Annotated in this window: 21 protein-coding genes; 12 read left to right on the top strand and 9 right to left on the bottom strand. The window is 66.7% G+C overall.

All coding sequences use genetic code 11. The features are described 5' to 3' along the window. Positions 1-609 precede the first annotated feature (609 nt). The 4 genes from ACQR1Y_RS26295 (at position 610) to ACQR1Y_RS26280 (ending at position 4,386) form a co-directional block, all read left to right on the top strand. The gene (locus ACQR1Y_RS26295) at positions 610-1,218 is read left to right on the top strand and encodes a nuclear transport factor 2 family protein (RefSeq protein ID WP_434877019.1); all 609 of its coding nucleotides are present in this window, start codon (positions 610-612) and stop codon (positions 1,216-1,218) included. A gap of 371 nt (positions 1,219-1,589) precedes the next feature. Further along, positions 1,590-2,633 (top strand): Rieske 2Fe-2S domain-containing protein, encoded by a 1,044-nt coding sequence (locus ACQR1Y_RS26290; protein WP_434877018.1) that lies wholly within the window; start codon positions 1,590-1,592, stop codon positions 2,631-2,633. 5 nt (positions 2,634-2,638) lie between these two features. Continuing rightward, positions 2,639-3,394: a GntR family transcriptional regulator gene (locus tag ACQR1Y_RS26285; RefSeq protein ID WP_434857172.1), complete on the top strand. Its 756-nt coding sequence runs from the start codon at positions 2,639-2,641 to the stop codon at positions 3,392-3,394. 11 nt (positions 3,395-3,405) lie between these two features. Next, positions 3,406-4,386 (top strand): PDR/VanB family oxidoreductase, encoded by a 981-nt coding sequence (locus tag ACQR1Y_RS26280; RefSeq protein ID WP_434877017.1) that lies wholly within the window; start codon positions 3,406-3,408, stop codon positions 4,384-4,386. A 3-nt stretch (positions 4,387-4,389) separates the two neighbouring features. On the opposite strand, the gene ACQR1Y_RS26275 is transcribed toward ACQR1Y_RS26280, so the two are convergent. Both ACQR1Y_RS26275 and ACQR1Y_RS26270 read right to left on the bottom strand, forming a co-directional pair. Next, a complete protein-coding gene (locus ACQR1Y_RS26275) occupies positions 4,390-5,025 on the bottom strand; it encodes a hypothetical protein (RefSeq protein ID WP_434877016.1) in 636 nt (211 codons plus the stop codon). Between the two features lie 136 nt (positions 5,026-5,161). Further along, positions 5,162-6,196 (bottom strand): uroporphyrinogen decarboxylase family protein, encoded by a 1,035-nt coding sequence (locus ACQR1Y_RS26270; RefSeq protein WP_434877161.1) that lies wholly within the window; start codon positions 6,194-6,196, stop codon positions 5,162-5,164. Between the two features lie 170 nt (positions 6,197-6,366). On the opposite strand from ACQR1Y_RS26270, the gene ACQR1Y_RS26265 reads away from it, so the two are divergent. The 3 genes from ACQR1Y_RS26265 to hemC all read left to right on the top strand — a co-directional run bounded on the left by ACQR1Y_RS26265 (position 6,367) and on the right by hemC (position 10,269). Then, positions 6,367-7,557, top strand: coding sequence for an acetate/propionate family kinase (locus tag ACQR1Y_RS26265; RefSeq protein WP_434877015.1), 1,191 nt, complete (start codon positions 6,367-6,369; stop codon positions 7,555-7,557). A gap of 93 nt (positions 7,558-7,650) precedes the next feature. Next, a complete protein-coding gene (locus ACQR1Y_RS26260) occupies positions 7,651-9,276 on the top strand; it encodes a GMC family oxidoreductase (protein WP_434877014.1) in 1,626 nt (541 codons plus the stop codon). Between the two features lie 15 nt (positions 9,277-9,291). After that, positions 9,292-10,269: a hydroxymethylbilane synthase gene (gene hemC, locus ACQR1Y_RS26255; protein WP_434877013.1), complete on the top strand. Its 978-nt coding sequence runs from the start codon at positions 9,292-9,294 to the stop codon at positions 10,267-10,269. A gap of 4 nt (positions 10,270-10,273) precedes the next feature. Here the strand turns inward: hemC and hemE are convergent, their stop codons facing one another. After that, entirely contained in the window at positions 10,274-11,320 is a 1,047-nt protein-coding gene (gene hemE, locus ACQR1Y_RS26250) for a uroporphyrinogen decarboxylase (RefSeq protein WP_434877012.1), read from the bottom strand. A gap of 171 nt (positions 11,321-11,491) precedes the next feature. On the opposite strand from hemE, the gene ACQR1Y_RS26245 reads away from it, so the two are divergent. Further along, positions 11,492-11,737, top strand: a complete 246-nt coding sequence (locus ACQR1Y_RS26245; RefSeq protein ID WP_434877011.1) for a hypothetical protein — start codon at positions 11,492-11,494, stop codon at positions 11,735-11,737. A gap of 161 nt (positions 11,738-11,898) precedes the next feature. Then, the gene (locus ACQR1Y_RS26240; RefSeq protein WP_434877010.1) at positions 11,899-13,809 is read left to right on the top strand and encodes a diguanylate cyclase; all 1,911 of its coding nucleotides are present in this window, start codon (positions 11,899-11,901) and stop codon (positions 13,807-13,809) included. A gap of 13 nt (positions 13,810-13,822) precedes the next feature. Here ACQR1Y_RS26240 and ACQR1Y_RS26235 read toward each other — a convergent pair whose 3' ends face one another. After that, entirely contained in the window at positions 13,823-14,050 is a 228-nt protein-coding gene (locus ACQR1Y_RS26235; RefSeq protein WP_434857163.1) for a SlyX family protein, read from the bottom strand. Further along, on the bottom strand, positions 14,037-14,813 hold the full coding sequence (locus ACQR1Y_RS26230) for a rhodanese-related sulfurtransferase (protein ID WP_434877009.1): 777 nt from the start codon (positions 14,811-14,813) through the stop codon (positions 14,037-14,039). Before ACQR1Y_RS26230 ends, ACQR1Y_RS26235 begins: the two co-directional genes overlap by 14 nt. Before the next feature lie 132 nt (positions 14,814-14,945). On the opposite strand from ACQR1Y_RS26230, the gene ggt reads away from it, so the two are divergent. Both ggt and ACQR1Y_RS26220 read left to right on the top strand, forming a co-directional pair. Next, positions 14,946-16,532, top strand: a complete 1,587-nt coding sequence (gene ggt, locus ACQR1Y_RS26225; protein ID WP_434857161.1) for a gamma-glutamyltransferase — start codon at positions 14,946-14,948, stop codon at positions 16,530-16,532. A gap of 1,194 nt (positions 16,533-17,726) precedes the next feature. Further along, the gene (locus ACQR1Y_RS26220; RefSeq protein WP_434877160.1) at positions 17,727-18,152 is read left to right on the top strand and encodes an FKBP-type peptidyl-prolyl cis-trans isomerase; all 426 of its coding nucleotides are present in this window, start codon (positions 17,727-17,729) and stop codon (positions 18,150-18,152) included. Between the two features lie 368 nt (positions 18,153-18,520). Here ACQR1Y_RS26220 and ACQR1Y_RS26215 read toward each other — a convergent pair whose 3' ends face one another. Then, positions 18,521-18,736: a CsbD family protein gene (locus ACQR1Y_RS26215; RefSeq protein WP_434857159.1), complete on the bottom strand. Its 216-nt coding sequence runs from the start codon at positions 18,734-18,736 to the stop codon at positions 18,521-18,523. Between the two features lie 146 nt (positions 18,737-18,882). Here ACQR1Y_RS26215 and ACQR1Y_RS26210 point away from each other — a divergent pair, with 146 nt between their 5' ends. After that, positions 18,883-19,401: a cupin domain-containing protein gene (locus ACQR1Y_RS26210; RefSeq protein WP_434857158.1), complete on the top strand. Its 519-nt coding sequence runs from the start codon at positions 18,883-18,885 to the stop codon at positions 19,399-19,401. A gap of 140 nt (positions 19,402-19,541) precedes the next feature. Here ACQR1Y_RS26210 and zigA read toward each other — a convergent pair whose 3' ends face one another. The 3 genes from zigA to ACQR1Y_RS26195 form a co-directional block, all read right to left on the bottom strand. Continuing rightward, a complete protein-coding gene (zigA, locus tag ACQR1Y_RS26205) occupies positions 19,542-20,747 on the bottom strand; it encodes a zinc metallochaperone GTPase ZigA (protein WP_434857157.1) in 1,206 nt (401 codons plus the stop codon). 637 nt (positions 20,748-21,384) lie between these two features. Further along, positions 21,385-22,611, bottom strand: a complete 1,227-nt coding sequence (locus ACQR1Y_RS26200) for a TadE/TadG family type IV pilus assembly protein (protein ID WP_434877008.1) — start codon at positions 22,609-22,611, stop codon at positions 21,385-21,387. 294 nt (positions 22,612-22,905) lie between these two features. Then, a complete protein-coding gene (locus ACQR1Y_RS26195; RefSeq protein ID WP_434877007.1) occupies positions 22,906-24,354 on the bottom strand; it encodes an MATE family efflux transporter in 1,449 nt (482 codons plus the stop codon). Between the last annotated feature and the right edge of the window lie 61 nt (positions 24,355-24,415).

The following is a 24,415-nucleotide window of genomic DNA, read 5'->3' as shown; positions in this document are numbered from 1 at the left end:
TGCTTGACGGCACGCGCGGGCGATGGGGGCAACAAAGCCGATCCCCAGGGAGAGCACGAAGGACACCGTTAAAACCATTCGCGCGGGGAAGGCCGGGTCTGTCCGGCTGTACTCGTGGTACCTGCCGCCTGCATTTTTTTGAGCAGGCGGGCCACGGGCCTCAGCCGAGGTCCGGCCTTCTCCGCGCCCTCTCGTGATTGAGGAGGGACCTGACCGATGCATCACTCGGGCACGCCGTGCCGCGGGATGGCGATGTCGCGTGTTTCATGACGTGTCTTATGAGTTGTTGCAGCCGCCAACCACCCGCTCCGCTGTCGTCCCGGACAAGCGCGCTCCGGCAACGCGCAGCGTTGTCCGGCAAGCGCGCGCCGATCCGGGACCCATAACCACAGGGGGGACTGTGAGGCACGATGGCCGCTCCATCCGACCCAGCCACACCCGTCACGGCGTATGGGTCCCGGGTCAGCGCCCGCCAACGCTGTCGCGTTGTCGAGCTTGCCCGGGACGACACCGAATATGTGGCATGATCCTAACAGCCATGATCAGCCGCGGCTTTGCAGCGCCATCGCGATCCCGTATCCAGCACGGACAATGCAAAGAGGAAACACCATGACCAAGACCGCCGCCGAGATCGAAGACGACCGCCAGATCCGCGAGCTGCTGCAGAACTGGGCGATCTGGCGCGATGCTGGCGATTGGGAGCGCTTTCGCACCGTGTGGCATCCGGACGGGCGGATGATGGCGACGTGGACGCAGGGCACCGGCGACGAATTCATCGAGATCAGCAAGGCGGCCTGGGCCAAGGGCGTCAACATCCTGCACTTCCTCGGCGGCATCTCGGTCGACCTCGCTGGCACTCGCGCGATATCGCAGACCAAGATGACGATCTCGCAGCGTGCCGAGGTCGAGGGCGTCGCGTGCGACGTGCTCTGCACCGGGCGCTTCTACGACTTCCTCGAGAAGCGGCAGGACAGATGGGGCATCGTGCTGCGCCAGCCGATCTACGAGAAGGACCGCATGGACCCGGTTACGCCCGGCGCCGTGCCCGCGCTCGATCGCGCACTGCTGGAGCAGTTTCCGGTCGGCTACCGCCATCTCGCCTATCTGCAGACGCGCATCGGCTACACCGTCAAGCGCGACATGCCGGGACTGAAGGGGCCGGAGGTGGAGGCGCTCTACGCGCGCGGCGCGGCGTGGCTGCGGGGCGAGCCGCTGTGATCGTTGAACCCGGCATCAGCGACGCCTGCGAGCGCAAAATCCGCCATCGCAGGCTGGTCGGCGCAGTCTGATCCGGCGAAGCACGTGTTCCGTTACCAAGACGAGCAATACGAGAACTGTGGGGCGGTGAGTTCGAAAGGGTCCGATCGCCGGTCGTTGCACGCGCTCGAAACCATCGGTGATATAATTGAATCAGAAAGGAATATCCCGATACATTGCCGATGGAACCTGCCGTCGCGACCCACCTTCTAAAAGAGGTAATGTATACAGAAGTGGCCGCCCGCCCTCGAAAAGCTAAGGAACTTGCGTTCTCCGACCTTGATGTTGTATACAGCAATCGAGTTGGAAGTATACCGACACGAGGAAACGCGATGGCTGCTTCATTTCCGATGAACGCCTGGTACGCCGCGGCCTGGGACGCCGAGGTCAAGCAGGCCCTGCTGCCCCGCACCATCTGCGGCAAGCATGTGGTGATGTACCGCAAGGCGGACGGCGCGATCGCCGCGCTCGAAGATGCCTGCTGGCACCGCCTGGTGCCGCTCTCCAAGGGACGGCTCGAAGGCGACACCGTCGTCTGCGGCTATCACGGCCTCAAGTTCAGCCCGCAGGGCCGCTGCACCTTCATGCCGTCGCAGGAGACGATCAATCCTTCCGCCTGCGTGCGCGCCTATCCGGCGGTCGAGCGGCATCGTTTCGTCTGGCTGTGGATGGGCGATCCGGCGCTGGCCGATCCCGCTGCTATCCCCGACATGCATTGGAATCACGATCCCGCATGGGCCGGCGACGGCAAGACCATCCAGGTCAAATGCGACTATCGCCTCGTCGTCGACAACCTCATGGACCTGACGCACGAGACCTTCGTGCACGGCTCGTCGATCGGCAACGATGCCGTGGCGGAGGCGCCGTTCGATGTCACCCATGGCGAGCGCACCGCGACCGTGACGCGCTGGATGCGCGGCATCGAGCCGCCGCCGTTCTGGGCCAAGCAGCTCGGCAAGCCCGGCCTGGTCGATCGCTGGCAGATCATCCGTTTCGAGGCGCCGTGCACGGTGACGATCGACGTCGGCGTCGCGCCGACCGGCACCGGCGCTCCCGAGGGCGACCGCTCGCAGGGCGTCAACGGCATGGTGCTCAACACCATCACGCCGGAGACCGACAAGACCTGCCACTATTTCTGGGCCTTTGCCCGCAACTACAAGCTCTCCGAGCAGCGGCTGACGACCGAGATCCGCGAAGGCGTGTCGGGCATCTTCCGCGAGGACGAGTTCATCCTCGAAGCACAGCAGCGCGCGATGGACGAGAACCCGGGACGCGTGTTCTACAATCTCAACATCGATGCAGGGGCGATGTGGGCACGGCGGATCATCGATCGGATGATCGCGCGTGAGACACCGCTGCGCCAAGCCGCGGAGTAGTTGGAATGCCTGAGCGTGAGAACGATCGCTCGATTTCGCAGACCGTCCGCGCGCAGCTCACGCTGCGCGACCTGATCCTCACCGGCGGCTTGCGCCCCGGCGAGCGCATCTCGGAGCTGCAGGCGGTGGAGGCCGCGGGCGTCTCGCGCACGCCGGTGCGGATGGCGCTGGTGCGGCTGGAGGAGGAGGGGCTGCTGGAAGCCATTCCGTCCGGCGGCTTCATGGTCAAGTCGTTCTCCGAGCGCGACGTGCTCGACTCCATCGAGGTGCGTGGCACGATGGAAGGCCTCGCCGCGCGGCTTGCCGCCGAGCGCGGTGTCTCCGTCCGCGACACCGAGCCGATGCGCGAATGCCTCGCGCAGATCGACGAGCTGATCGCGCCGCAGGAAATCTCCTTCGATGCTTTTTCGGCCTATGTCGCGCTCAACGCCCGCTTCCACGCGCTGCTGGCCGAATTGTCGCGCAGCCCGCCGGTGATCCGCCAGGTCGATCGCGCCAGCGCGCTGCCCTTCGCCTCGCCGAGCGGTTTCGTGATGGCGCAGTCGGCGCTCCCCGAAGCGCGCCACATCCTGGTGGTCGCGCAGGAGCACCATCGCATCGTCATCGACGCGATCGAGAACCGCGAGGGCGCGCGTGCCGAGGGCATCATGCGCGAGCATGCGCGGCTGGCGGCGCGCAACCTGCGACTGGCCGTCAAGGCCAGGGGACCGATGGACCTCGTGCCGGCCGCCGTGCTGATCAAGATGGTGAGTTCGAACTAACGGAGACGATCATGCGCTTCCAGGACCATTGGTCGCCGGCGACTCTCGTGGCGACGCGCGATCTCGCGTCCGGCATCCGCGAATTCATCCTGCGACCCGACGGCTACATCGCCGCGCCCTATCCGGTCGGCAGCCATATCAAGGTGAGCGTGCTGATCGACGGCCAGCCCGACGTCCGTTCCTATTCGCTGGTCGGCGAGAGCGATCCGCGCGGTTACCGGATCGCGGTGCGCTTCGCCGAAGATTCCCGCGGCGGCTCGCGCTATCTGTGGTCGCTGCAGCCGGGCGCCCGGCTGGATGTGGCCACTCCATCCTCGCTGCTTCAGGTCGACTGGCAGCGTCCCCATTATTGTCTGGTTGCCGGCGGCATCGGGATCACCCCGCTGGTCGGCGCGGCGCAGGCGCTCGCGCGCAAGACGCCGAACGTCTCGCTGCACTATGCGGTGCGGTCGCGCGGCGATGCCGCCTATGCCGACGAGCTGTCGACGCTGCTCGGTGACAAGCTGGCGGTCTACGCGGCCGATGAGGCGCAGCGGCTCGATCTCGCCCGCCTGTTCGCGAGCCTGCCGCAGGGCACGGCGGTGCTGTTCTGCGGCCCGATGCGGATGCTCGATGCGGCGCGCAGCGCGTGGGCCGCGTGCGGCCGCCCCTTGGCTGATCTCAGTTACGAGACGTTCGGATCGTCGGGGCGTCTGGCGACCGAGCCGTTCAAGGTTCGCCTGCGCGGCAGCGGCGAGGAAATCGTGGTGCCGCGCGATCGTTCGATGCTCGACGTGCTGAACGCGGCCGGTCACGAGGTCATGGCCGATTGCCGCCGCGGCGAGTGCGGCGTCTGCGCGATCGACGTCGTCGACGTTGAGGGCGAGATCGATCATCGCGACGTGTTCTTCAGCGACGAGCAGAAGCACGAGAACCGCAAGCTCTGCGCCTGCGTGTCGCGCGCCCATGGCGTGGTGACGATCGATACGCTGGAGCGTGTCGACGCGGTGTGAGATCTATCTGCCGGTCAGGCTGACCGGCATCGGCGCCTGCGACCGGGCTGACGATTTCCGGCCGGTCTGCTCGGATGCGAGCGCCTCGCGCGCGGCCTTGAGGCGTGCATCGGCGTCCTTGTCGGCGAGCAGCGCGTCGGTGAGGTTGGCCTCGGCGATGTGCGCCGCCTCGGTCGCAGCCTTGGCGGCGGCGATGTTAGCGGCGGTCGGATTGGCTTTCGCCAGCGCTTCGGCCGCGTTGCGATCGGCCACCGCCTTCTCGTTGGCCGCCAGCGCGGCATCGAGATTGGCGTCGGCGATGGTCTCCGCGGCATCCGCGGCGGCGAATTCGGCGGCAGCGGGGCTAAGCGGCGGCTTGGCCTTGGCCATGCGCTGCTCCGGAGCCGGCGGCTTGGTCGCTGCCGCGGGAGACACCTGAGCCGGTGCTGGCGGCGCGGGTTGTTGGATGGGAGGAGGCTGCAACGACGGCATCGTCGGCACGAGCTCGAGCGGCACCACGCGCGCAAACGAGCTGCGCGCATCGCGCAGCAGGCCGCCCATGACGTCCTCGATCGGATCGGCGCTTGCATTGCCGCTGCACGCGCAGCCGAACAGGGCGATCGCACCGGCAACGCGTTTCGACGTGGAGCAGACGGCCATCAGAGCCTCCATTCCGTTGGAAGCGGCCCTGCCGACCTCCAGCGTTCACCGCCTGCCTTATTCCGCGAATGGGGTCCAAGGGTGGCCTCGCCGTGGAGAACGCTGCCCGACATGCGTCGCGTCCGCCGCATTGCCTTTATGCGAGCTCCTCGCGGACCCGAGTCGCCGCCGCGCACATCGCCCTCAATTTCCCGAAGGCAACGGCGCGCGGCAGGTACTTCATGCCGCAGTCCGGCGCGACAACGAGCCGCTCCGGCGCCACCACTTTGAGGCCGTTGCGGATGCGCTCAGCGATGACGCTCGCGGGCTCGATCTCGGGATCGCCGAGATCGAGGACGCCGAGCACGATGGTCTTGGCCGAAAGCTCCTTGAGAATGCCGAGATCAAGCCGCGGCTGCGCCGCCTCGACCGAGATCTGCGTCGCGCAGCAGTCGGCAAGCTCGGTGAGAAAGGGATATCCGCCCGGCTTGCTGGAGCCCGGCACGATGGCCGCATAGCCGAAGCAGACGTGAACGATGGTGGGCACCGTGATGTTGTCCAACGCGCGGTTGATGGCCTTGACCGCGTAGCGCCGCGCCGCCTGCGGATTGCTGCGCACCCAGGACTCGTCGAGCTGGATGACGTCGGCGCCGGCCCGTTGCAGGTCGCGGGCCTCGGCGTTGACGACCTCGGCGAACGCCATCGCGACGGCTTCGTCATCGTGATAGAAATCATCCTGCGCCTGCTGGCTCAGGGTGAAAGGGCCCGGCAGCGTCATCTTGGCCGCGCGGGTGGTGTTGCGACGGAGGAACTCCATGTCCCGCAGCTCGACCGGATATCTGCGCCGGATCGGTCCGACGACCCGCGGCACGGGCGTCTTGTTGCCGGCCGGCGAGATGATGATCGCGGGGTTGTCCGCATCGATGCCGTCGAGTGCGGTAGCGAAGCGGTTGGAGTAGCTCTCGCGGCGGATCTCGCCATCCGAGATGATGTCGACGCCGGCCTGTTCCATGTCGTGAATCGCGACGATAGTGGCATCGTCCTGGGCTTCCTCGAGCAGCGGCCGCTGAATGCGCCACATCCCCTGCAGCCGGATGCGCGGAATAGATTTCGCGAGCATGGCGCGATCGACCAGCCAATCGGGCTGGGGATAGCTGCCGACCACGGTGGTGGGCAGGAGATGTCGGGGCATGTTCACCACAGGGGGCCTCCGCGGTCCGACTCGCTCTGGAACATGTTAGCAGACGAGAAGTCAGTGCCGGTGTGCAACCTAGCGTTTTGTCTGTCTTCGGATCGTCATGAAAATGGATCGCATTTTCTGCAGATTGAGTGCTGCGGCTGAGGACTGTGAGAACCGGTGAGATGACGATGCGACATATCCTGACGCTCAATGCCGGCTCGTCTTCGATCAAATTCGCCCTGTTCGCGGCGGACGGCGAACTGGCCGAAATCCTGCGTGGCCAGATCGAGGGGCTTGGCAGTGCGACCCCGAAGCTCGAGGCGAAGCTGCTGGATGGGCTTGTCGACGAGCCGGTCAGTGCTGCCGAGGCGGCCGACCACGAGGCGGCTCTCGGCCGCGTGCTGCAGCTTCTGCGGCGTTCCATGGGCCAGATGCCGGTGGACGCCGTCGGCCATCGTATCGTCCATGGTGGGCTTGCGTTCACAGGTCCTGTCGCGATCGAGAACGATGTTCTCGATCGGCTGGAGGCGCTCGTCCCGCTGGCGCCGCTGCACCAGCCTCATAATCTCGCGGGCGTGCGGGCCGCGCACCGGGCCTTTCCCGATGCGCTGCAGGTCGGGTGTTTCGACACCGCGTTCCACCGCTCGCATCCCTGGGTGAACGACACCTACGCCTTGCCGCGCGCGTTCTACGATGACGGCGTCCGGCGTTATGGCTTTCACGGGCTGTCTTATGAGTACGTGATCTCGCGGCTCAAGGAGATCGCGCCGGAGCAGGAGAAGGGCCGCGTCGTCGTGATGCATCTCGGCAATGGCGCCTCGATGTGTGCGGTCCGCGACGGGCGCAGCATCGGCTCCTCGATGGGCTTCACCGCGCTCGACGGACTGCCGATGGGGACGCGGTGTGGGCAGCTCGATCCGGGCGTCGTACTGTACCTGCTTCAGGAAAAGGGAATGACGGCGGAGGCCGTCACGGACCTTCTCTACAATCATTCGGGTCTCAAGGGACTCTCGGGATTGTCGCAGGACATGCGCGAGTTGGAGGCGGCCGGGACACAAGCGGCGCAGCAGGCCGTCGACTATTTCGTCGATCGCATCAGGCGCGAACTCGGCGCGATGGCGGCGGTCCTGTCGGGCCTTGATGCTATCGTGTTCTGCGGCGGTATCGGCGAGCACGCCTGGCGCATTCGCGCGCGTGTCTTCCGGGATTTCGATTGGCTCGGCGTTGCGCTGCACGACGACCGAAATCGTGCCGGCGAGACCTTGATCTCGTCCGACGAGTCGCGGGTGCGCGTGTTCGTGATCAAGACAGATGAGGAGATGATGATCGCGCGGCACACCGCGCAACTGCTCGATGCGCGTGGCAACCACTGACATGGCCCACCAGCTCTGCCGATTTGCCGCTTGCATGTCCTGGCATTCTGCTATCATCCGGGATGAAAGAACAAGAGAGCCGGGCAGGGAACGATGGAAGGCAGCGTGGCGTCTGATGGCGCGGACCTGGAGTTTGACTACGTGGTGGTGGGTGCCGGCTCCGCCGGCTGCGTTCTCGCCAACCGGCTCAGCAGCGATGGCAGGCACAAGGTGCTGCTGCTCGAAGCGGGTCCCAAGGACACCAACATCTGGATCCACGTGCCGCTCGGCTACGGTAAGCTGTTCAAGGAAAAGACCGTCAACTGGATGTATCAGACCGAGCCGGAGCCTGGCCTCGACGGCCGCTCGGTGTTCCAGCCGCGCGGCAAGGTGCTCGGTGGTTCCAGCTCGATCAACGGCCTGCTCTATGTCCGCGGCCAGCACGAGGATTACGATCGCTGGCGGCAGCGCGGCAATGTCGGCTGGGGCCATGACGACGTGCTGCCCTATTTCAAGCGGGCGGAAAATCAGTGCCGCGGCGCCGACGACTACCACGGCGTCGGCGGGCCGCTGCCGGTGTCGGACTGGCGCCATGAGGACCCGCTGTCGGAGGCCTTCGTGAGGGCGGCGGTGGAGGCCGGGCTGCCGTTCAACGCCGACTTCAACGGCGCGAGCCAGGAGGGCGTCGGGTACTTCCAGACGACCACACGGCGCGGCCGCCGCGCCAGCAGCGCGGTCTCCTACCTGCGGCCCGCACTCGGCCGCAGCAACCTCCATGTCGAGACCGATGCGTTGGCCCAGCGCATCCTGTTCGAAGGTCGTCGTGCGCGCGGCGTCGTGTTCAGCCAGCGCGGCCGGCTGCGGACGGCCCGGGCCCGCAAGGAGATCCTGGTGTCGAGCGGCGCGTACAATTCGCCACAGCTGCTGCAGCTCTCCGGCGTCGGTCCGGCCGACCTGTTGAAGCAGCATGGCATCGACGTCGTGCTCGACGCACCCGGCGTCGGACACGATCTGCAGGATCACCTCCAGGTGCGCATCGTGATGCGCTGCAGTCAGCGCATCACGCTCAACGACATCGTCAATCATCCCGTGCGCAAGGTGCTGGCGGGTGCGCGCTACGCCGCCTTCCGCAGCGGGCCGCTGACGATCGCGGCCGGTACGGCCGGCGCCTTCTTCAAGACCGATTCCAGGCTCGCCAGCCCCGACATCCAGATCCATTTCATCCCGTTCTCGACCGACAAGATGGGCGAGAAGCTGCACACCTTCTCCGGCTTCACGGCCTCGGTGTGCCAGCTCCGGCCGGAAAGCCGCGGCTCGCTGCGGATCAGGAGTGCCGACCCGGCGGCGCCGCCTGAGATCCGGATCAATTATCTCGCGAGTGAAACGGACCGGCGGGCCAATGTCGACGGCCTGCGGATCCTGCGGAAAATCCTGGCGGCTCCGGCGCTGAAGCCGTATGTCTCGGATGAAGCCTTTCCGGGGTCCAAGATCGTGAGCGACGACGACATCCTGGCCTATTGCCGGCAGACCGGCAGCACGATCTATCATCCGACCTCGACCTGTCGGATGGGGTCGGACGATCTGGCCGTGGTCGATCAGCGCCTCCGCGTGCGCGGCATCGACGGCCTGCGCGTCGTCGACGCCTCGATCATGCCGGACCTGGTTTCGGGCAACACCAATGCGCCGGTCATCATGATCGCGGAGAAGGCCTCCGACATGATCTTGCAGGACGCGCGCTGACGCAGGAATGAGTTCGTGACACGTTTCCGGATCGGCACCCGCAAGAGCACGATGGCCTTGGCGCAGACGGAGGAGATCGCGCGCCGGCTGCAGGCGGCGATCCCCTCCCTTGACATCGAGATCGTCAAGTTCGAGACGACGGGAGATTCCGACCAGACCAGCAAGCTTCTGACCCATGGCGGCAAGGGCGGCGCGTTCGTCGCCGAGATCCGGCGCGCCATGCTGGACGGCAGGCTGCATGCGGCGATGCATTCGCTGAAGGACATGCCCGGAAACGAGGAGACGCCGGGCCTCGTCATTGCGGCGCTGCTGTCGCGCGATCCGCCGGGCGATGTGCTGGTGTTGCGCCAAGGGCTGTCGCTGGACGACTTCCGCAAGGACGGCGGCCGCGGCTTCAAGATCGGCACCAATGCGGTGCGCCGGGCGGCCTATGCGCGGCGGCTGTTTCCGCACGCCGAACTGATCCATTTCCGCGGCGCTGCCGACACCCGCATCCGCAAGCTCGACAATGGCGAGTTGCAGCGGCTGCCGGACGGCGGCGCGGTCGGGCCGGCGGATGCGCTGATCATGGCGCGGTCCGGCTTGGAGCGCGTGGGCCTGTCGGACCGCGCGTCCTACGACTTCCCCGCGGCCGACATGCTGCCGGCGGCGGGGCAGGGCATCGTCGCCGTCGAATGCCCTTCCGCCGATTTCGAGACCCGGCGCATCCTGGCGACCATCGACGATGCGGCGGCGCGGGCCTGCGCGGATGCCGAGCGCGAGGTGCTGTGGGTGCTCAACGGCCACTGCAACTCGCCGATCGCTGGCTTCTCGACCATCGAGGCCGGCCAGATGACGTTGACTGCCTCGGTGCTCGACGAAGACGGCGGCCGCTTCATCGAGGCTCAGCGCACCGGCCCCGCCGATCGTCCGCGCGAGCTCGGCCGTGCGGTCGGGCTCGAACTTCTTGGCAACGGCGCGGCTGAGCTGATCGAGCGCAGCCGGCCGCGTTAGTCGGTCACGCCTTGTAGGCGCGCACGCGGTTGAGCATCTGCTCGACATGGGCGATCGGGGTTTCCGGCGTGATGCCGTGGCCGAGATTGAAGATGTGCCGGCCGCCGGCATAGCTCGCCAGGACGTCGTCGACCGCCTGGTCGAGCGCCGCGCCGCCGGTGATCAGCGCCAGAGGATCGAGATTGCCCTGGACGGCGACCTTGCTCTGCACCCGCTCGCGCACGAGGCCCGGCTCAGCCGTCCAGTCGATGCTGACCGCATCGATGCCGGTTTCGGCGACGTAGCCCGGCAGCAGCGCGCCGGCGCCGCGGGGAAAACCGATGATCTTGGCATCCGGCCTGATCTGTCGCACGCCCTCGACGATGCGCCGCGTCGGCGCGACCGACCAGCGGGCGAACTCGCGCGGGGGCAGCACGCCGGCCCAGGTGTCGAAGATCTGCAGCGCGTCGGCGCCGGCCTCGAGCTGCTTCAAGAGATAGGCGACGGAGCTGTCGACCAGCGCGTCGATGATTGTCTGGAAGGCGTCGGGATGGCGATAGGCGAGCAGCCGCGCCGGCGCCTGGTCGGGCGTGCCATGGCCGGCCACCATGTAGGTCGCGACGGTCCACGGTGCACCGCAAAATCCGATCAGCGCGGTGCTCTGCGGCAGCTCGGCACGGACGCGGCGCAGCGCCTCGAACACGGCCTCCAGTTTGGAGAGATCAGCCTGACGCGACAGTGTCGCGATCTTGTCCGGCGTATCGAGCGGATCGAGCCGCGGCCCTTCGCCGATCTCGAAGCGGACGCTGCGGCCGAGCGCGTGCGGGATCACCAGGATGTCGGAGAAGATGATCGCCGCGTCGAAGCCGAAGCGCCGGATCGGCTGCAGCGTGACCTCGGCGGCGAGCTCCGGGTTGAAGCAGAGGTCGAGAAAACCGCCGGCCTTGGCGCGGACCTCGCGGTATTCCGGCAGATAGCGGCCGGCCTGCCGCATCATCCAGATCGGCGGCACGCTCTGCCGCTGGCCGGCCAGCACGTCGATGAAAGGCTTGTTCACGGCAGTTTCACTCACGCTGGCGCTCCGCAACCCCTGGGGATCAGTTTACCGTCCGTGATACATGGCGGGACGGTTCCGGCCAAGCTCATATCGGGTCGCAATGCGCAGGTCCGGCGCCCGCCGGCGCTCAGGTGTCCGGGAACACGCCTTTCGCCGCCGCGTTGTCTCCCCGAAGGGAGATCGATCATGGCTGAAAAATTCAATCCGGCTCCGCACGACAAGCACGCCGTCGACCCGCGCGAGGCCGAGCGCCTCGATCGGCAAGCCAAGACGCAGCTCGACAAGGGTCTGATGGACACATTCCCGGCATCCGATCCCGTCAGCCTGCAGCAGCCGACGACGCGGGTGAAAGCGCACGATCCTGACCTGGACCGCCACGGAGAGCACAATCCCTCGCTGTGGGACAAGGTGAGATCGGTGTTCGCGCGCTGAACTAATCGTGCCGCAAGCGCGCTGCTGTGCAGGCGCTTTCCGTAGTTGTACGGCCGTTGCCGTAGTCTTACGGGGCGCTTAGTCCACCCGGCGAAGGTCCTGATTTCAGAGTTAGATAACATGTCCGTGGGACTCTGGAACCGTCCGGAGAGTCCCGCGGAATGGACGTTGGTACGACGAGAGTTGATCTGAGCCGCTTGCCCGTGTGGGCGGCTGGCGTTCTTGCGCTCATGTGCGGCGCGATCCTCGCGTTCAGCGGCTGGAGCGAATGGTCCTCGCGGAATGCCGAGCTGCACAACGCCGAGGTCGATCTCGGCAACCTGGCGCGGTCGTTGACGCAGCATGTCGAAGACACGTTCGAGCTGGCGGATTCGCTGCTGCGCGGCGTCGTCACCGCGCTTGAAACCGACGACGGCAAGCCGGGCGCGATCCCGCGTCTCCAGACGATTCTGAAATCTCGAAAGGCGACCCTTGGCCGCATCAGGGGCGTGTTCGCCTATGACGAGAAAGGCGATTGGCTGGCGACGACCGAGGATGTCACGCTCGCCAACTACAACAATGCCGACCGCGAGTATTTCGGTCATCACAGGAACTCGGCCGATCGCTCGCTGCTGATCGGCCATCCCGTGCAGAGCAAGTCGGGCGGCCAATGGGTGATCACCCTGTCGCGTCGCTGGAATCACGCGGACGGCCGCTTCGGCGGCGTCGTGCTCGCGACCATCGATGTCGCCTATTTTGCGCAGTTCTATCGGCAGTTCGATGTCGGGCATCACGGCACGATCAGCCTGATGAGCCGTGACGGGGCGGTGCTTGCCGACAACGCCGATCCCGACCCGCGGCGTCTCGGACGTCCGATCGTGGACGCCATTCCGTACCACCCCGCATCCGGCATCCTGCAGTTCCGCCGCTTTGGCGAAACGCTGCAGCGGATCGGCTTCTATCAGCACGCGCAGCGCTACCCGTTCCTGATTCTCGCCACACGGACGGAGGCCGACATTCTGGCGGTGTGGCGGCACGAGGCGTTTCTGCGCATCGCCGTGCTCGTCTGCCTGGTCGCGCTCATCGTGGCCATCGGCGTCTTTCTCGCCAAGCAGGTGCTGCGGCGGCAGCAGCTCGCGGCCGCGCTCGCGGCCAAGGAGGAAAACTTCCGGCTGCTTGCCGAAGGCTCTAGCGACATCGTGACGCGCATCGAGCTGGACGAATGTATCGGCTACATCTCGCCCTCGACCATGCGCGTTCTCGGCTGGCATCCGTCGCAACTGCTCGGCAAGCGCGCCATCTCCGGCGTGAATCCGCTGGACCGGCCGCAGCTGCAGGAGATGCTGGAGCAGATCAAGAAAGGCGTCGTCGACGAGGCGCGGGCGACCTATCGCATGCGCCGCCGCGACAAATCCGAGATCTGGGTTGAAGCCACCGTCCGCGCCACCCGCAGGCCCGACGGCACGCTCGACGGCTTCGTGGCGGTGACGCGTGACGTGACCCAGCAGAAGGCGCTGCAGGGTCGGCTCGAGACGCTGGCGATCGAGGATGGCCTGACCGGCCTCGCGAACCGGCGCCGCTTCGACGAGCGGCTGCTGGAGGAGTGGGGCAGGGCCTATCGCGACAAGACCACGCTGGGGCTGTTGATGATCGACATCGACCATTTCAAGGCCTTCAACGACACCTATGGCCATCCGGCGGGCGACGAATGCCTGCACACGGTGGCCGGCATCCTCGCCGACGAGGCGCAGCGCAGTTCGGATCTCGTCGCCCGTTACGGCGGCGAGGAGTTCGCGATCCTGCTGCCGAATACCGACTCCACCGGATGCTTGCGGCTCGGCGAGCGGATCAGGCGGGCGCTGCATGAGGCGCGCATCCTTCACGACCACAACCCGCCGGGCTTCGTCACGGCCAGCATCGGTGCGGCGGTGTGTCGCCCCGGCTTCGAGCGCTCCGCGGGCCCGGCTTCGCTGATCGAGGCGGCGGACCGCGCGCTCTACGCCGCCAAGGACGGCGGCCGCGACCGCATGGTCATGGCCGGCGAGGTGATCGAGCTGCCGTCCGGCAAGGCGCCGGCGACCGTTCCGGCCTGAGACCGCGCCGGCATCAGTAATGCGGCGGCGGCTCATTGCGCGGCCCCTCGGCATTGCTCTGGGCGTCCTCCAGCCGCTCGATCAGCAGGGCCATCTGCCGCTTCAGCGCATCGATCTCGCGCCACTGCGCCGTGATCGTCTGGTTCAGCGTCTCGATCGTATCGTCCTGGAACGTCAGCCGCATCTCGAGCCGGTCGATCCGCTCGCCGAGCTCCTCGCTGGACGGCTCAAAGCTGCTCATCGCGTGCGCTCCCCTGTGTTGCGTCTGCGGCCATTGGCAGCTCGCGCAGGCCGTGGCCGATGGCGACGCGCTCGTCGAACACGAAGCAGCCGCCGCGCCAGCGGCTCTCAGCTTCCGGAATCTCCTCGAGATATTTCAGGATGCCGCCCTTGAGGTGGTAGACCTCGGAGAACCCGCGGGCCAGCAGCAGCGCGCTGGCCTTCTCGCAGCGGATGCCGCCGGTGCAGAACATCGCGATCCGCTTGTGCCGGTCAGGATCGAGCGCACGCGCGGCGAAATCCTTGAACTGGCCGAAGCTGCGCAGACCCGGATCGACGGCGCCTTCGAACGTGCCCATCGCCACCTCGAACGCATTGCGCGTGTCGAGCACGAGCGTATCAGGTGATGCGATCAGCGCGTTCCAATCCGCGGGACTGACATAGGTCCCGACCTGCCGGGTCGGGTCGGCGGCGGGATCGCCGAGCGTGACGATCTCCCGCTTCAATCGGACCTTCATGCGCTGGAACGGCATCGCCGCGGCGGTCGAGAGCTTCAGCTCCAGATTGTCCAGACGCCCGGCGAACAGCGCGCCGTCGCGAAACTCGGCGACCAGCGCCTCGATCGCCTCGGCCGTGCCGGCGACCGTGCCGTTGATGCCTTCCTCGGCAAGCAGGATGCTGCCCTTGATACCGCGGGCGGCGCAGAAGGCGTGCAGCGGTGCGCGCAGGTCGTGGTAATCCGGCAGTGCAACGAACTGATAGAAGGCGGCGACGGCGAGGGGCATGCGGCCGTTTAGCAGCAGAGCTGACCATAGAAAAGCTGGTATCCCCGGGCATTGCCGAGCCCGGAAGGAATGTGCGATGTAGCCGGCGAGCCCTGGCATTCCAGCCACCACACGATCACCCAGCGAGCAACGATGAGAAGCTTCCATTTCCCCGGCAGGTCCACGGTCCACGCCCAGAACGGCATGATCGCTACCTCGCACCCGCAGGCCGCGCTGGCCGGCATCGAGGTGCTGCGCGCCGGCGGAACGGCGGCGGACGCGGCGGTGGCAGCCTGCGCGCTGCTCGGCGTCATCGAGCCGCAGTCGACCGGCATCGGCGGCGACTGTTTCGCTTTGGTACAGCCCAAGGGCGAGGGCCGGATCATGGCCTATAACGGCTCCGGCCGGTCGCCGGCCGCGGCCACCGTGGACTGGTACCTCGAGCGCAAGATCCATTCGGTGCCGCTGACCTCGGCGCATGCCGTGTCGGTGCCGGGCTCGATCGACGCTTGGGACCGCATCCTGCGCGACCATGGCCGGCTCGGCCTCGACCGGCTGCTGCAGCCGGCGATCCGCGCCGCCGAGGACGGCTATGTGGTGGCGCCGCGCGTCGCCTTCGACTGGAACAATCAGTTCGAGAAGCTCAAGAACGGCACCAACACCGCGCGCTACTTCCTGCCGCGCGGCAAGGCCGCCGTCGCCGGTGACGTGATCCGCCAGCCGGAACTGGCGCAGACCCTGCGCGTGATCGCCAAGGAGGGGCCGAAGGGCTTCTACACCGGCGCGGTCGCCGAGGACATGGTGCAGACCCTGCGCGGCATCGGCGGCCTGCACACGCTGGAAGACTTCGCCAATCACCAGACCGAGGTGACCTCGCCTATCGGCACCACCTACAAGGACCACGACGTCTGGCAGTGCCCGCCGAACGGCCCGGGCATCACCATGCTGGTCATGCTGAACATCCTCTCGCGCTTCGACCTGACGCGGATCGATCCGCTCAGCGTCGAGCGCTTCCATCTGGAGGCCGAGGCCGCGCGCATCGCCTACATGATGCGCGAGCAGCACATCGGCGATCCCGAGCACATGACCACCGAGGTCGCGAGCATCCTCGCCAAGGAGTTCGCCGATGAGTACATCTCGCAGATCAGCCTCGACAAGCTCCTGGACCTGCCGAACGTCGCGCCGCCGATGAACCCGGAGACGGTCTACATCACCGTCGTCGACCGCGACCGCAACGTCTGCTCCTTCATCAACTCGATCGCGCATTCGTTCGGCTCGGCCATCGTCTCCAACGAGACCGGCGTGCTGCTGCAGAACCGCGCGGGCGGCTTCCGCATCCAGCCCGGCCATCCGAACTGCATCGCGCCCAGCAAGCGTCCGCTGCACACCATCATCCCGGCGCTGGCCACCAAAGCCGGCCGCGCACAGATGTCGTTCGGCGTGATGGGCGGCCAGTACCAGCCGGTCGGGCAGACCCACGTGCTCACCAACATCCTCGACTATGGCTGCGACGTGCAGGAAGCGATCGATATGGCGCGCGGCCTGCATTACGAAGGCGTCTATCAGCTCGAGGACGGCGTGCCGGCGGAAGTGGTCGAGGGCCTGCAGAAGATCGGCCACAAGACCACCAAGGTGGTCTCGCCGCTCGGCGGCGGCCAGGCGATCTGGATCGACTGGGACAAGGGCACGCTCACCGGCGGCTCCGACCCGCGCAAGGACGGCTGCGCACTGGGATATTAAGGCGAACGCGTTTTCTGTCGCTCTCATCGTCGCGCGCCAGCTCGTAGGGTGGGCAGAGGCGCGCCACGATCTATCAGTTGGGCATCGCTCTCGCACGCGCCGTGCCCACCACTCGCACACTGCGCTCGCCGATAGACGGTGGGCACGCTGCCGCCCTGCGGGCGTCTGCTTTGCCCACCCGGCAGTTTGCATTGTCGGGCACAGATGCTCACCACCGTCATTGCGAGGAGCCAACGGGTCCGCGCGAAGCGCGGCCCGATGACAGGCCCCGCGACGAAGCAATCCAGAGTCGCGCACTCGGCCCCTGGATTGCTTCGCTTCGCTCGCAATGACGAAGTTTGTCGCTGGCGCCGTGCTTCTACACATGCAGTGTCGTCCCGGCCTCGAGCCGGGACCCATACCCCCGGAGAGCGGTTTGAGGCGGGCTGGTCATTGGCTTTTGTGCCCTTCACGACTGCTGCGGCGTATGGGTCCCGGATCGGCGCATCACCGCGCGGGCGCGCGTCGATGCTTGTCCGGGACGACGGCGGTGGTTTTGGCGGCGATACGGGTCGAGCAGCGATGAGCGTGCCATCACGTTCTCGCGGCTGATCATGCCCGAGTTGTTCGCTTCGTTCGTCCCTCGCTAACAGTGCAGAGGGCGCAGGGAATGCCGGGTGACAGCCTCACCCATGGCCCGCCTGCGTGAAAGAATGCAGGCGGCAGGTACCACAGGCAAAGCCGAACCACGCCGGCATTCCCTGCGCGATGGTCTTCACGCTTATACGCAGTCTCCCTGGTGCGCCGGGCTTGTTGGCCACCATCACCACGCGGCACGTCAGTGCCATCGCGGCTTGATACCAGCATCGGGGTATCAGGACGCTGCGACTTCACGTCCGCGCCAGATCGTTCGTCCGCGCCCTCGTTGCCGAGGGACGCTGCGATCTTTCGCGGCCATCGCATCCCCGCCTCGCGTGTCGTGACGATCGCGCGCAACGCCCCTCTGCGGTGAGGCGGGATGCGCGCATACAATCATGATTTCCGATTTATAGCAAGAAGATTTTATTTTCCGGAATTTGAGGCGCGTTCCGCCGCGGCCCTCGCAGGCTGGTCAGCCGCGGCGGCTTGCGCTAAACCCCGGCTCCCGTAACCGAGCAGAGGCAGTCTGGACAGATGCGGCGTCCGATGACGAGACGAGTTGCGCTGATGGCGGCGATGACAACCGCGGCCGGCGCCTGGCTGGGCTCAGAGCGAGCCTCGGCGCAGACCAGTTCCCAACCGACAGGAAAGACCATGACCACTCCCTCCGGACTGCAGATCATCGACACCAAGGAAGGCACCGGCGCGACGCCGGCCCGCGGCCAGACCTGCGTGATGCACTACACCGGCTGGCTCTACGAGAACGGCCAGAAGGGCAAGAAATTCGACTCCTCGGTCGACCGCAACGAGCCGTTCGAATTCCCGATCGGCATGAAGCGCGTGATCGCCGGCTGGGACGAGGGCGTCGCCACCATGAAGGTCGGCGGCAAGCGCACCCTGATCATCCCGCCGGAGCTCGGCTACGGCGCCCGCGGCGCCGGCGGCGTCATCCCGCCGAACGCGACGCTGATGTTCGACGTGGAATTGCTGGGCGTGAAGTAGGGGGCGTGAGTCCCGGCTGCTGCCCCACAGCATCAGCAGAGCGCGGTGATGATTAACGAGCCCTCTCCCACAAGGGGAGAGGGCGCTGTATCGGGCAGCGATAGGCTATTGATCTTGCAGATCATGTAGGGTGGGCACCCCGCCCGCAGGGCGGGTGCGTGCCCACCGTCGATCGGCAGAGGTGGTCGGGATGGTGGGCAACGGCGGGTGGCAGCTGCGCTTTGATCGAACCAGCTCGGCGCCTTTGACCACCCTACAGATCACAACTGATAAACAGGTAAAGCCGGCCCCGTGAGGAGCCGGCTTTGGATCTCGCTCCGACCGCGATCAGCAGCGCCGCATCAGCAACGCGCTGTCGCTCACCTCGCTCAGAGGTTCTTGTTGGCAGCGCCGGCCGCGGTGTTCACCGCGTCCTTGGTCGCCTGCTTGGCATCGCCCAGCGCCTGCTGGCCCTTGCCCTTCACTTCCTGGATGGCGCCTTCGCCCTGCAGACGCTCGTTGCCGGTGGCTTCGCCGATACCCTGCTTGGCCTTGCCGATCGCCTCGTTGGTCGCGCCCTTGATCTTGTCCATGGTCGAACCCATCGTTGCTCTCCTGTGTGTGTGTGAACTTGTGCTGTCTCAACGCGGGCGCCGCGAAAAGGTTCGGCGGAACCGGAATGGCGCCGATGCGGCATTTCGGCTAGGGTTCGCTGGTTCCTACCGACCATCACGAATTCGAGAAGAAGAAAATGTCAGGTTCTCACGACCACGCGCACGGGCACTCCCACGATCATGGCGACGAGCGCTGGAAGCATGACGGCGTCCGCGTCATTCCCGGCAATCAGCTCGATGGCAACGTGCCGTCGACGCCGGGGATGGATCGCAAGGCCGCGATCAATTTCGCCCGCGTCGGCGCGCAGAAGCTGTGGGCCGGCACCGTCACGATCAGGCCCGACGCCAAGACTGGCGCGCATCATCACGGCCATCTCGAAAGCGTGATCTACGTGGTCAAGGGCAAGGCGCGGATGCGCTGGGGCGAGCAGCTGCAATTCACGGCGGAAGCCGGGCCCGGGGACTTCATCTTCGTGCCGCCCTACGTGCCGCACCAGGAGATCAACGCCAGCGCCGACGAGGTGCTGGAATGCGTGCTGGTGCGCAGCGACGGCGAGGCGGTCGCGATCAACATCGACATCGAGCCGGTCGAGAAGCCGGAGACCGTGCTGTGGGTCGATCCCGTGCACCGCGATCCCGCCGAGTCGAAGTCGTAGCGCGGCGCCGATTGGCGGAGCCATCTCGCGATGGCTCCGCCGGGCCGGCGGCAGCTGTACTGCCGCCTCACACGCGAAGCAGGGGCGACTGTCGCGCGTGTGTCTCGCCGCTTTGAGTTCTTAGTTCGGACCGCCGCCGATCAGGCGGCCTCGTTGGCGCGCCGCCATACAGGAAACGGATCCGACAGCCGGGCCCACGCCGCGACGTCCATCGCGGGCTTGCCCGGCAGCAGGCAGGCATCGAGCCGCGCGCTCAGGCCGGCTTCGTCCATGTTGCTGCCGATGAAAACGATCTCCTGACGGCGGTCGCCGTAGATCTCGTCCCATCGCTCCACCATGCGGGCGCGCCAAATGGGATCCTCGGGCCACAGCTTCTGCGGCACCGACGCCCACCAGAAGCCGAGCGCGCTGGTGCGCACGACCGCACCGGCCTGGCTGACTTCGCCGAGCCATTGCGGCCGTGTCGCCAGCCAGAAATGCCCCTTGGCACGGATCACCCCCGGCCATGGCTCGCGCAGGAACTGGTCGAAGCGCGCCGGGATGAACGGCCGCCGGGCGCGATAGACGAAGCTCGTGACGCCGTAGGTCTCGGTCTCCGGCGCATGGTCGGCGAAGCCGTAGAGCTCGTTGTACCAGAGCGGATGCTGCTGAGCGCGCGCGAAGTCGAAGCGGCCGGTGGCGAGCACACGTTCCAGCGGCACGCGGCCGTGGCTGGTCTCGATCAGCTCGGCATCGGGGTTGAGCGAGCAGATGATCTTGCGCGCGACGTCGCGCTGCTCGGCGCTCGCATCGTCGATCTTGTTCAGCACGACGACATCGGCGAACTCGATCTGCTCGACCAGCAGGTCGACCAGCGCGCGCGTGTCGCCCTCCAGCGCCTCGCCGCGCTGCGCGAGGAAGTCGGACGAGCCGTAGTCCTTGAGCAGGTTCACCGCGTCGACCACGGTCACCATGGTGTCGAGCCGGGCGACGTCCGACAGGCTCTGGCCGTGCTCGTCGCGGAAGTCGAAGGTCGCGGCGACGGGGAGCGGCTCGGAAATCCCGGTGGATTCGATCACGAGATAGTCGAAGCGGCCGCTTTCGGCGAGCGCGCGGACCTCCTTCAGCAGGTCGTCGCGCAAGGTGCAGCAGATGCAGCCATTGGTCATTTCGACGAGCTGCTCATCCGTCCGCGAAAGATTGGCACCGCCATCGCGAACGAGATCCGCATCGATGTTCACCTCGCTCATGTCGTTCACGATCACCGCCACCTTCAGACCCTGGCGGTTGTTCAGGACGTGGTTCAGCAAAGTAGTCTTCCCAGCCCCAAGGAAGCCGGACAAGACCGTGACGGGGAGTTTGCGCATCGAGATCGAACAGCCTCTTCAGGGGGAGCGGACGGTGCCGGCGGAAAGCCATGGGAGCCCAGATTGTGATGTTATAACATAACATCATCGGAAAGTCTGGGGGTGTCAAGGGAAGGGTGGTGACGAAGGCGTGAGGAGAGCGTTTGGGAGACACGGGGGCCCGCGGGCGCCCGGAGGTGGCCTCGGCTGTCGCTGACCATACGTAGACGTCCGCCACGAACTGGGCCGCAGCGAGCTAATGCGTGTGCTCTGTGCTGCTGCCGATCCCGGTGGAAGCCGAGCTCTTGCGACAAGGAGGTGAGCTCCCGTCCCCCTTGCGGGGAGGGGTCGGGGGTGGGGGTCTCCGAGCGCTGAAGCTGGTAAGTGGCACGCTTTTAAGATGCTGTCGTCTGCGTGCCTAGCGACAGCGCGACGCTGCATGGACAAGGCCGGAACAATTGTTGGCGGCGGAGTTCGTGGACCCCCACCCCCGACCCCTCCCCGCAAGGGGGAGGGGAGCGCACCTTTCGCGCGATGAGCGCGGGCTGCCCCTTGCCCAACCCTCTCCCCGTGAAGAACGGGGAGAGGGGGCGCAGCGGCGCTCGGGGCGACAGCTCGCGCGACGACAACGATACGCGCCGCCCATGCGAACAATCAACTACCTCGCCAGATATGCCGTCCCCACCGGCCCGGTCGTGACCGACATCGACAGCGCGCCGGGGCCGATGGTCCAGTTGGTCTGGTTGAGGGTGAGCGTGTTGAACACCATGGTGACGCTGTTGCTGCTCATGGTCGACACCGAGTTGATGGTGACGTTGCGGCTCGGCAGGTACATCAGGCCGGTGTAGGACGAGCTGCTGCTGCCGTTGATCGGCAGGTTCGTGGTCGACAGCCCGTTGGGCTCGTAGATCAGGATGTTGGCGTAGGTGCCGGTGGTCGGCGCCGACAGCGTGGCGTTGACGTTGCCGTTGAAGGTGAGCGTGGCGTTCTGGTCGGCGAGATAGAAGGTGACGCCGTTGCCGGTGACCGTCCATCCCGAGTTGAAGGTCATCGTGCCCTTGACGATGTAGAGGCCCGGGCTGAGCGTCAGGGTGCCCGAGCCGTTGAAGTTGGTCGAGCCGCAATAGATGCCGGGGCTCAGCGTCACCGAGCCGGGATCGTAGGTCCTGTTATTGGTGGTGCAGGCGCCCACGGTGACGACCGGCAGCTTGCCGGCAAACGGATCGGCAATCGCGGCGCAGCCGGTCTCGACCGGCGGATTGGCGCCGCCATTCTTGGTGATGTTGTTGCCCTTCACGCAGATCCGCTTGGCGTTCAAGGTCGCGTTGAACATCGCGGCCGGCGTCTGCGTCGACAGCACGTGGATCTCGCACCCCGGCGCATTGAGCTGGGCGCCGGAATTGACCAGCAGCGATTGCGAATTGATGGTGCTGACGAGCAGGATGCAGACCGGCGACTTGCCCTGCGCGCCCGGCTTCGCCGTGGCGGACGCCCTCACGCCGAGCGACGACGTGCCCATCACGTTCAGGAACGACGTCTTCACCGTGGTCGTGGCGCTGCCCGACAGCGAGCCGTCGGTATTGGCCGAGAAGGTCGCCGAGGCGCCGCTGCCGAAGCGGTCCCTGATGCTGCCCGAGAACATCGCGCTCGCGGTCGAGACCTGCTGCGCGCTGGCCTGGGTGACGCCCGCGAGGACCGCGGTGTCGACCGCCTTCTGCAACTGGGCCTTCGTGTCGCCAATCTTGGCGAAGTCGACGGCGGCGCCGACCGACACCAGGATCGGAATGCTGGTGATTGCGAAGATCATGCTGATCTGGCCGTCATTGGCGCGCCAGAAGTTGCGGCCGAGCCGGCGAAGAGCCGTTGGCGAGAAAGATGCCGTCATGTGCAACGCTTCCTGCTGGTTGATATCGGGAGCTCTGCGCCGCCGCCTGCGAGCTCCTGAGCCTTAGGAAGTGACGGTGAGACATTACCGCGTTCTGAATCCGGTTCCATAAAGCAACGCGCATGCACGGAGGCAGGGCGCGACGGTTATCAGTCTGTTTGTCAGATCGACGAGAGCGGCGTGTTGGCACCACCCGCCGGTGGTGCGCGCGCAAATTGCTTGTCTCAGGCGGTGTGGAGAGGACCGCTTGTTAGTTGCAGTTCGTCCCGTTGCGCTCGATCGTCGCTACGCTGTTCACGGTGCAGCCGGTCGCCAAATCCGCGGCGCGAGCACGAGGCTGCACACCAAGGCGTAGGCGAGCAGCGAGAGCGCAACCATCGCGGCAAGTGAGGCCATGCCGCCGCCGAGCATGCTGATGGCGATGAAGCCGCCGCCGGCGGCGATGAGGATGCGGATGGCCGAGCCGATGAATGGCCACAGCACGTGGCCGGCGCCCTGGCCGGCAAACGCGAGCACGAAGCCGAAGCCGAGCGCGGCATAGGCCGGCGCCACCGTGCGCAGATAGATCGCGCCCTCGCGCAGCACGTCCGCATCATGGCTGAACAGCGCCAGCCAGAGCGGCGGATGCAGCGCCACGAGGCAGCCGATCGCGCCGACCAGGGCTGCGCCGGTCAGCGCCGAGGTGAGCGCGATGCGGCGGGCGCGGTCGTGCTGGCCGGCGCCGACATTGATGCCGACCATGGTCAGGGTCGCCGTGCACAGGCCGAACAGGATCGGGATCATGATGTAGTCGAGCCGCGAGGCGATGCCGTAGGCGGCGAGCTCTGATGTGCCGAAGCGGCCGGCCAGCGCCGTCACCAGGATCACGGTGAGGTTGACCAGCACCGCGTTGAGCGCCGTCGGCAGGCCGACCTTGAGGATGTCGGCGAACAGCCGGAGCTGCAGCGGCGCGACGCGCACATGCAGGCTGGAGCGGCCCGAGGCCATGGTGCGCACCAGCACCAGCATGGCGCCACAATAATACAGCCCGAAGGCGATGCCGGCGCCGGCGATGCCGAGCCCCGGCAGCGGCCCGAGGCCGAAGATCAGGATCGGCGAGGCCGGGATCATCAGCACGGCGCCGACCAGCGTGACCAGCGCGGGCACCCGGACATTGCCGGCGCCGCGCAGCGCGGCGGCCTGCAGATTGACGATCCAGACCGGAATGGCGCCGGCGAACAGGTAGTTCGAATAGCGCAGCGCCGCCTCGAGCGCGCCGGCGCGGCCGCCGAGCGCGTGGTACAGCGCCGGGCCGAACAACGCCGTGAGCAGCGTGAACAGGCCGCCCGCGATCACCGCGAGCACGATGGCGTGGAACGCGATCGCGTCGGCGTCGAGATTGCGGCCGGCGCCGATGGCGCGGGCGACCGCCGAGGACACGCCGCTGCCGATGCCGCCATTCGACATCATCGTCATCAGCATGAAGATCGGGAACACCAGCGCGGCGCCTGCGAGCGCGTCGGTGCCGAGGAATCCGACATAATAGGCCTCGGCGACGTTAACCGCGGTCTGCGCCACCAGCACCGACATCGTCGGCAGCGCCAGCCGCGCCAGCGTCGGCAGCACCGGGCCGGACAGCAGCGCGGCGCGGGTCGCGGCGGCCTTGGCGCGGGAGGGATCGGGAGGCGGCGCGGCGGCGGGAGGCGTGTCCCGTGACGCGGAAGAGGCGGCGGCCGGGCGGTTCGCCTGGGTCGAGACGTCCATGCTGCCTCCGCGGGCGGGCGTGCCCATTTTGAATGATAATCATCATGCAATAGGGCCGAGG

Origin of the sequence: Bradyrhizobium sp. HKCCYLRH3099 (assembly GCF_051167855.1) — a bacterium.
Lineage (GTDB): Bacteria > Pseudomonadota > Alphaproteobacteria > Rhizobiales > Xanthobacteraceae > Bradyrhizobium.
The sequence above is the reverse complement of the archived record's forward strand: the minus strand, read 5'-3'. Positions and strand labels throughout refer to the sequence as shown.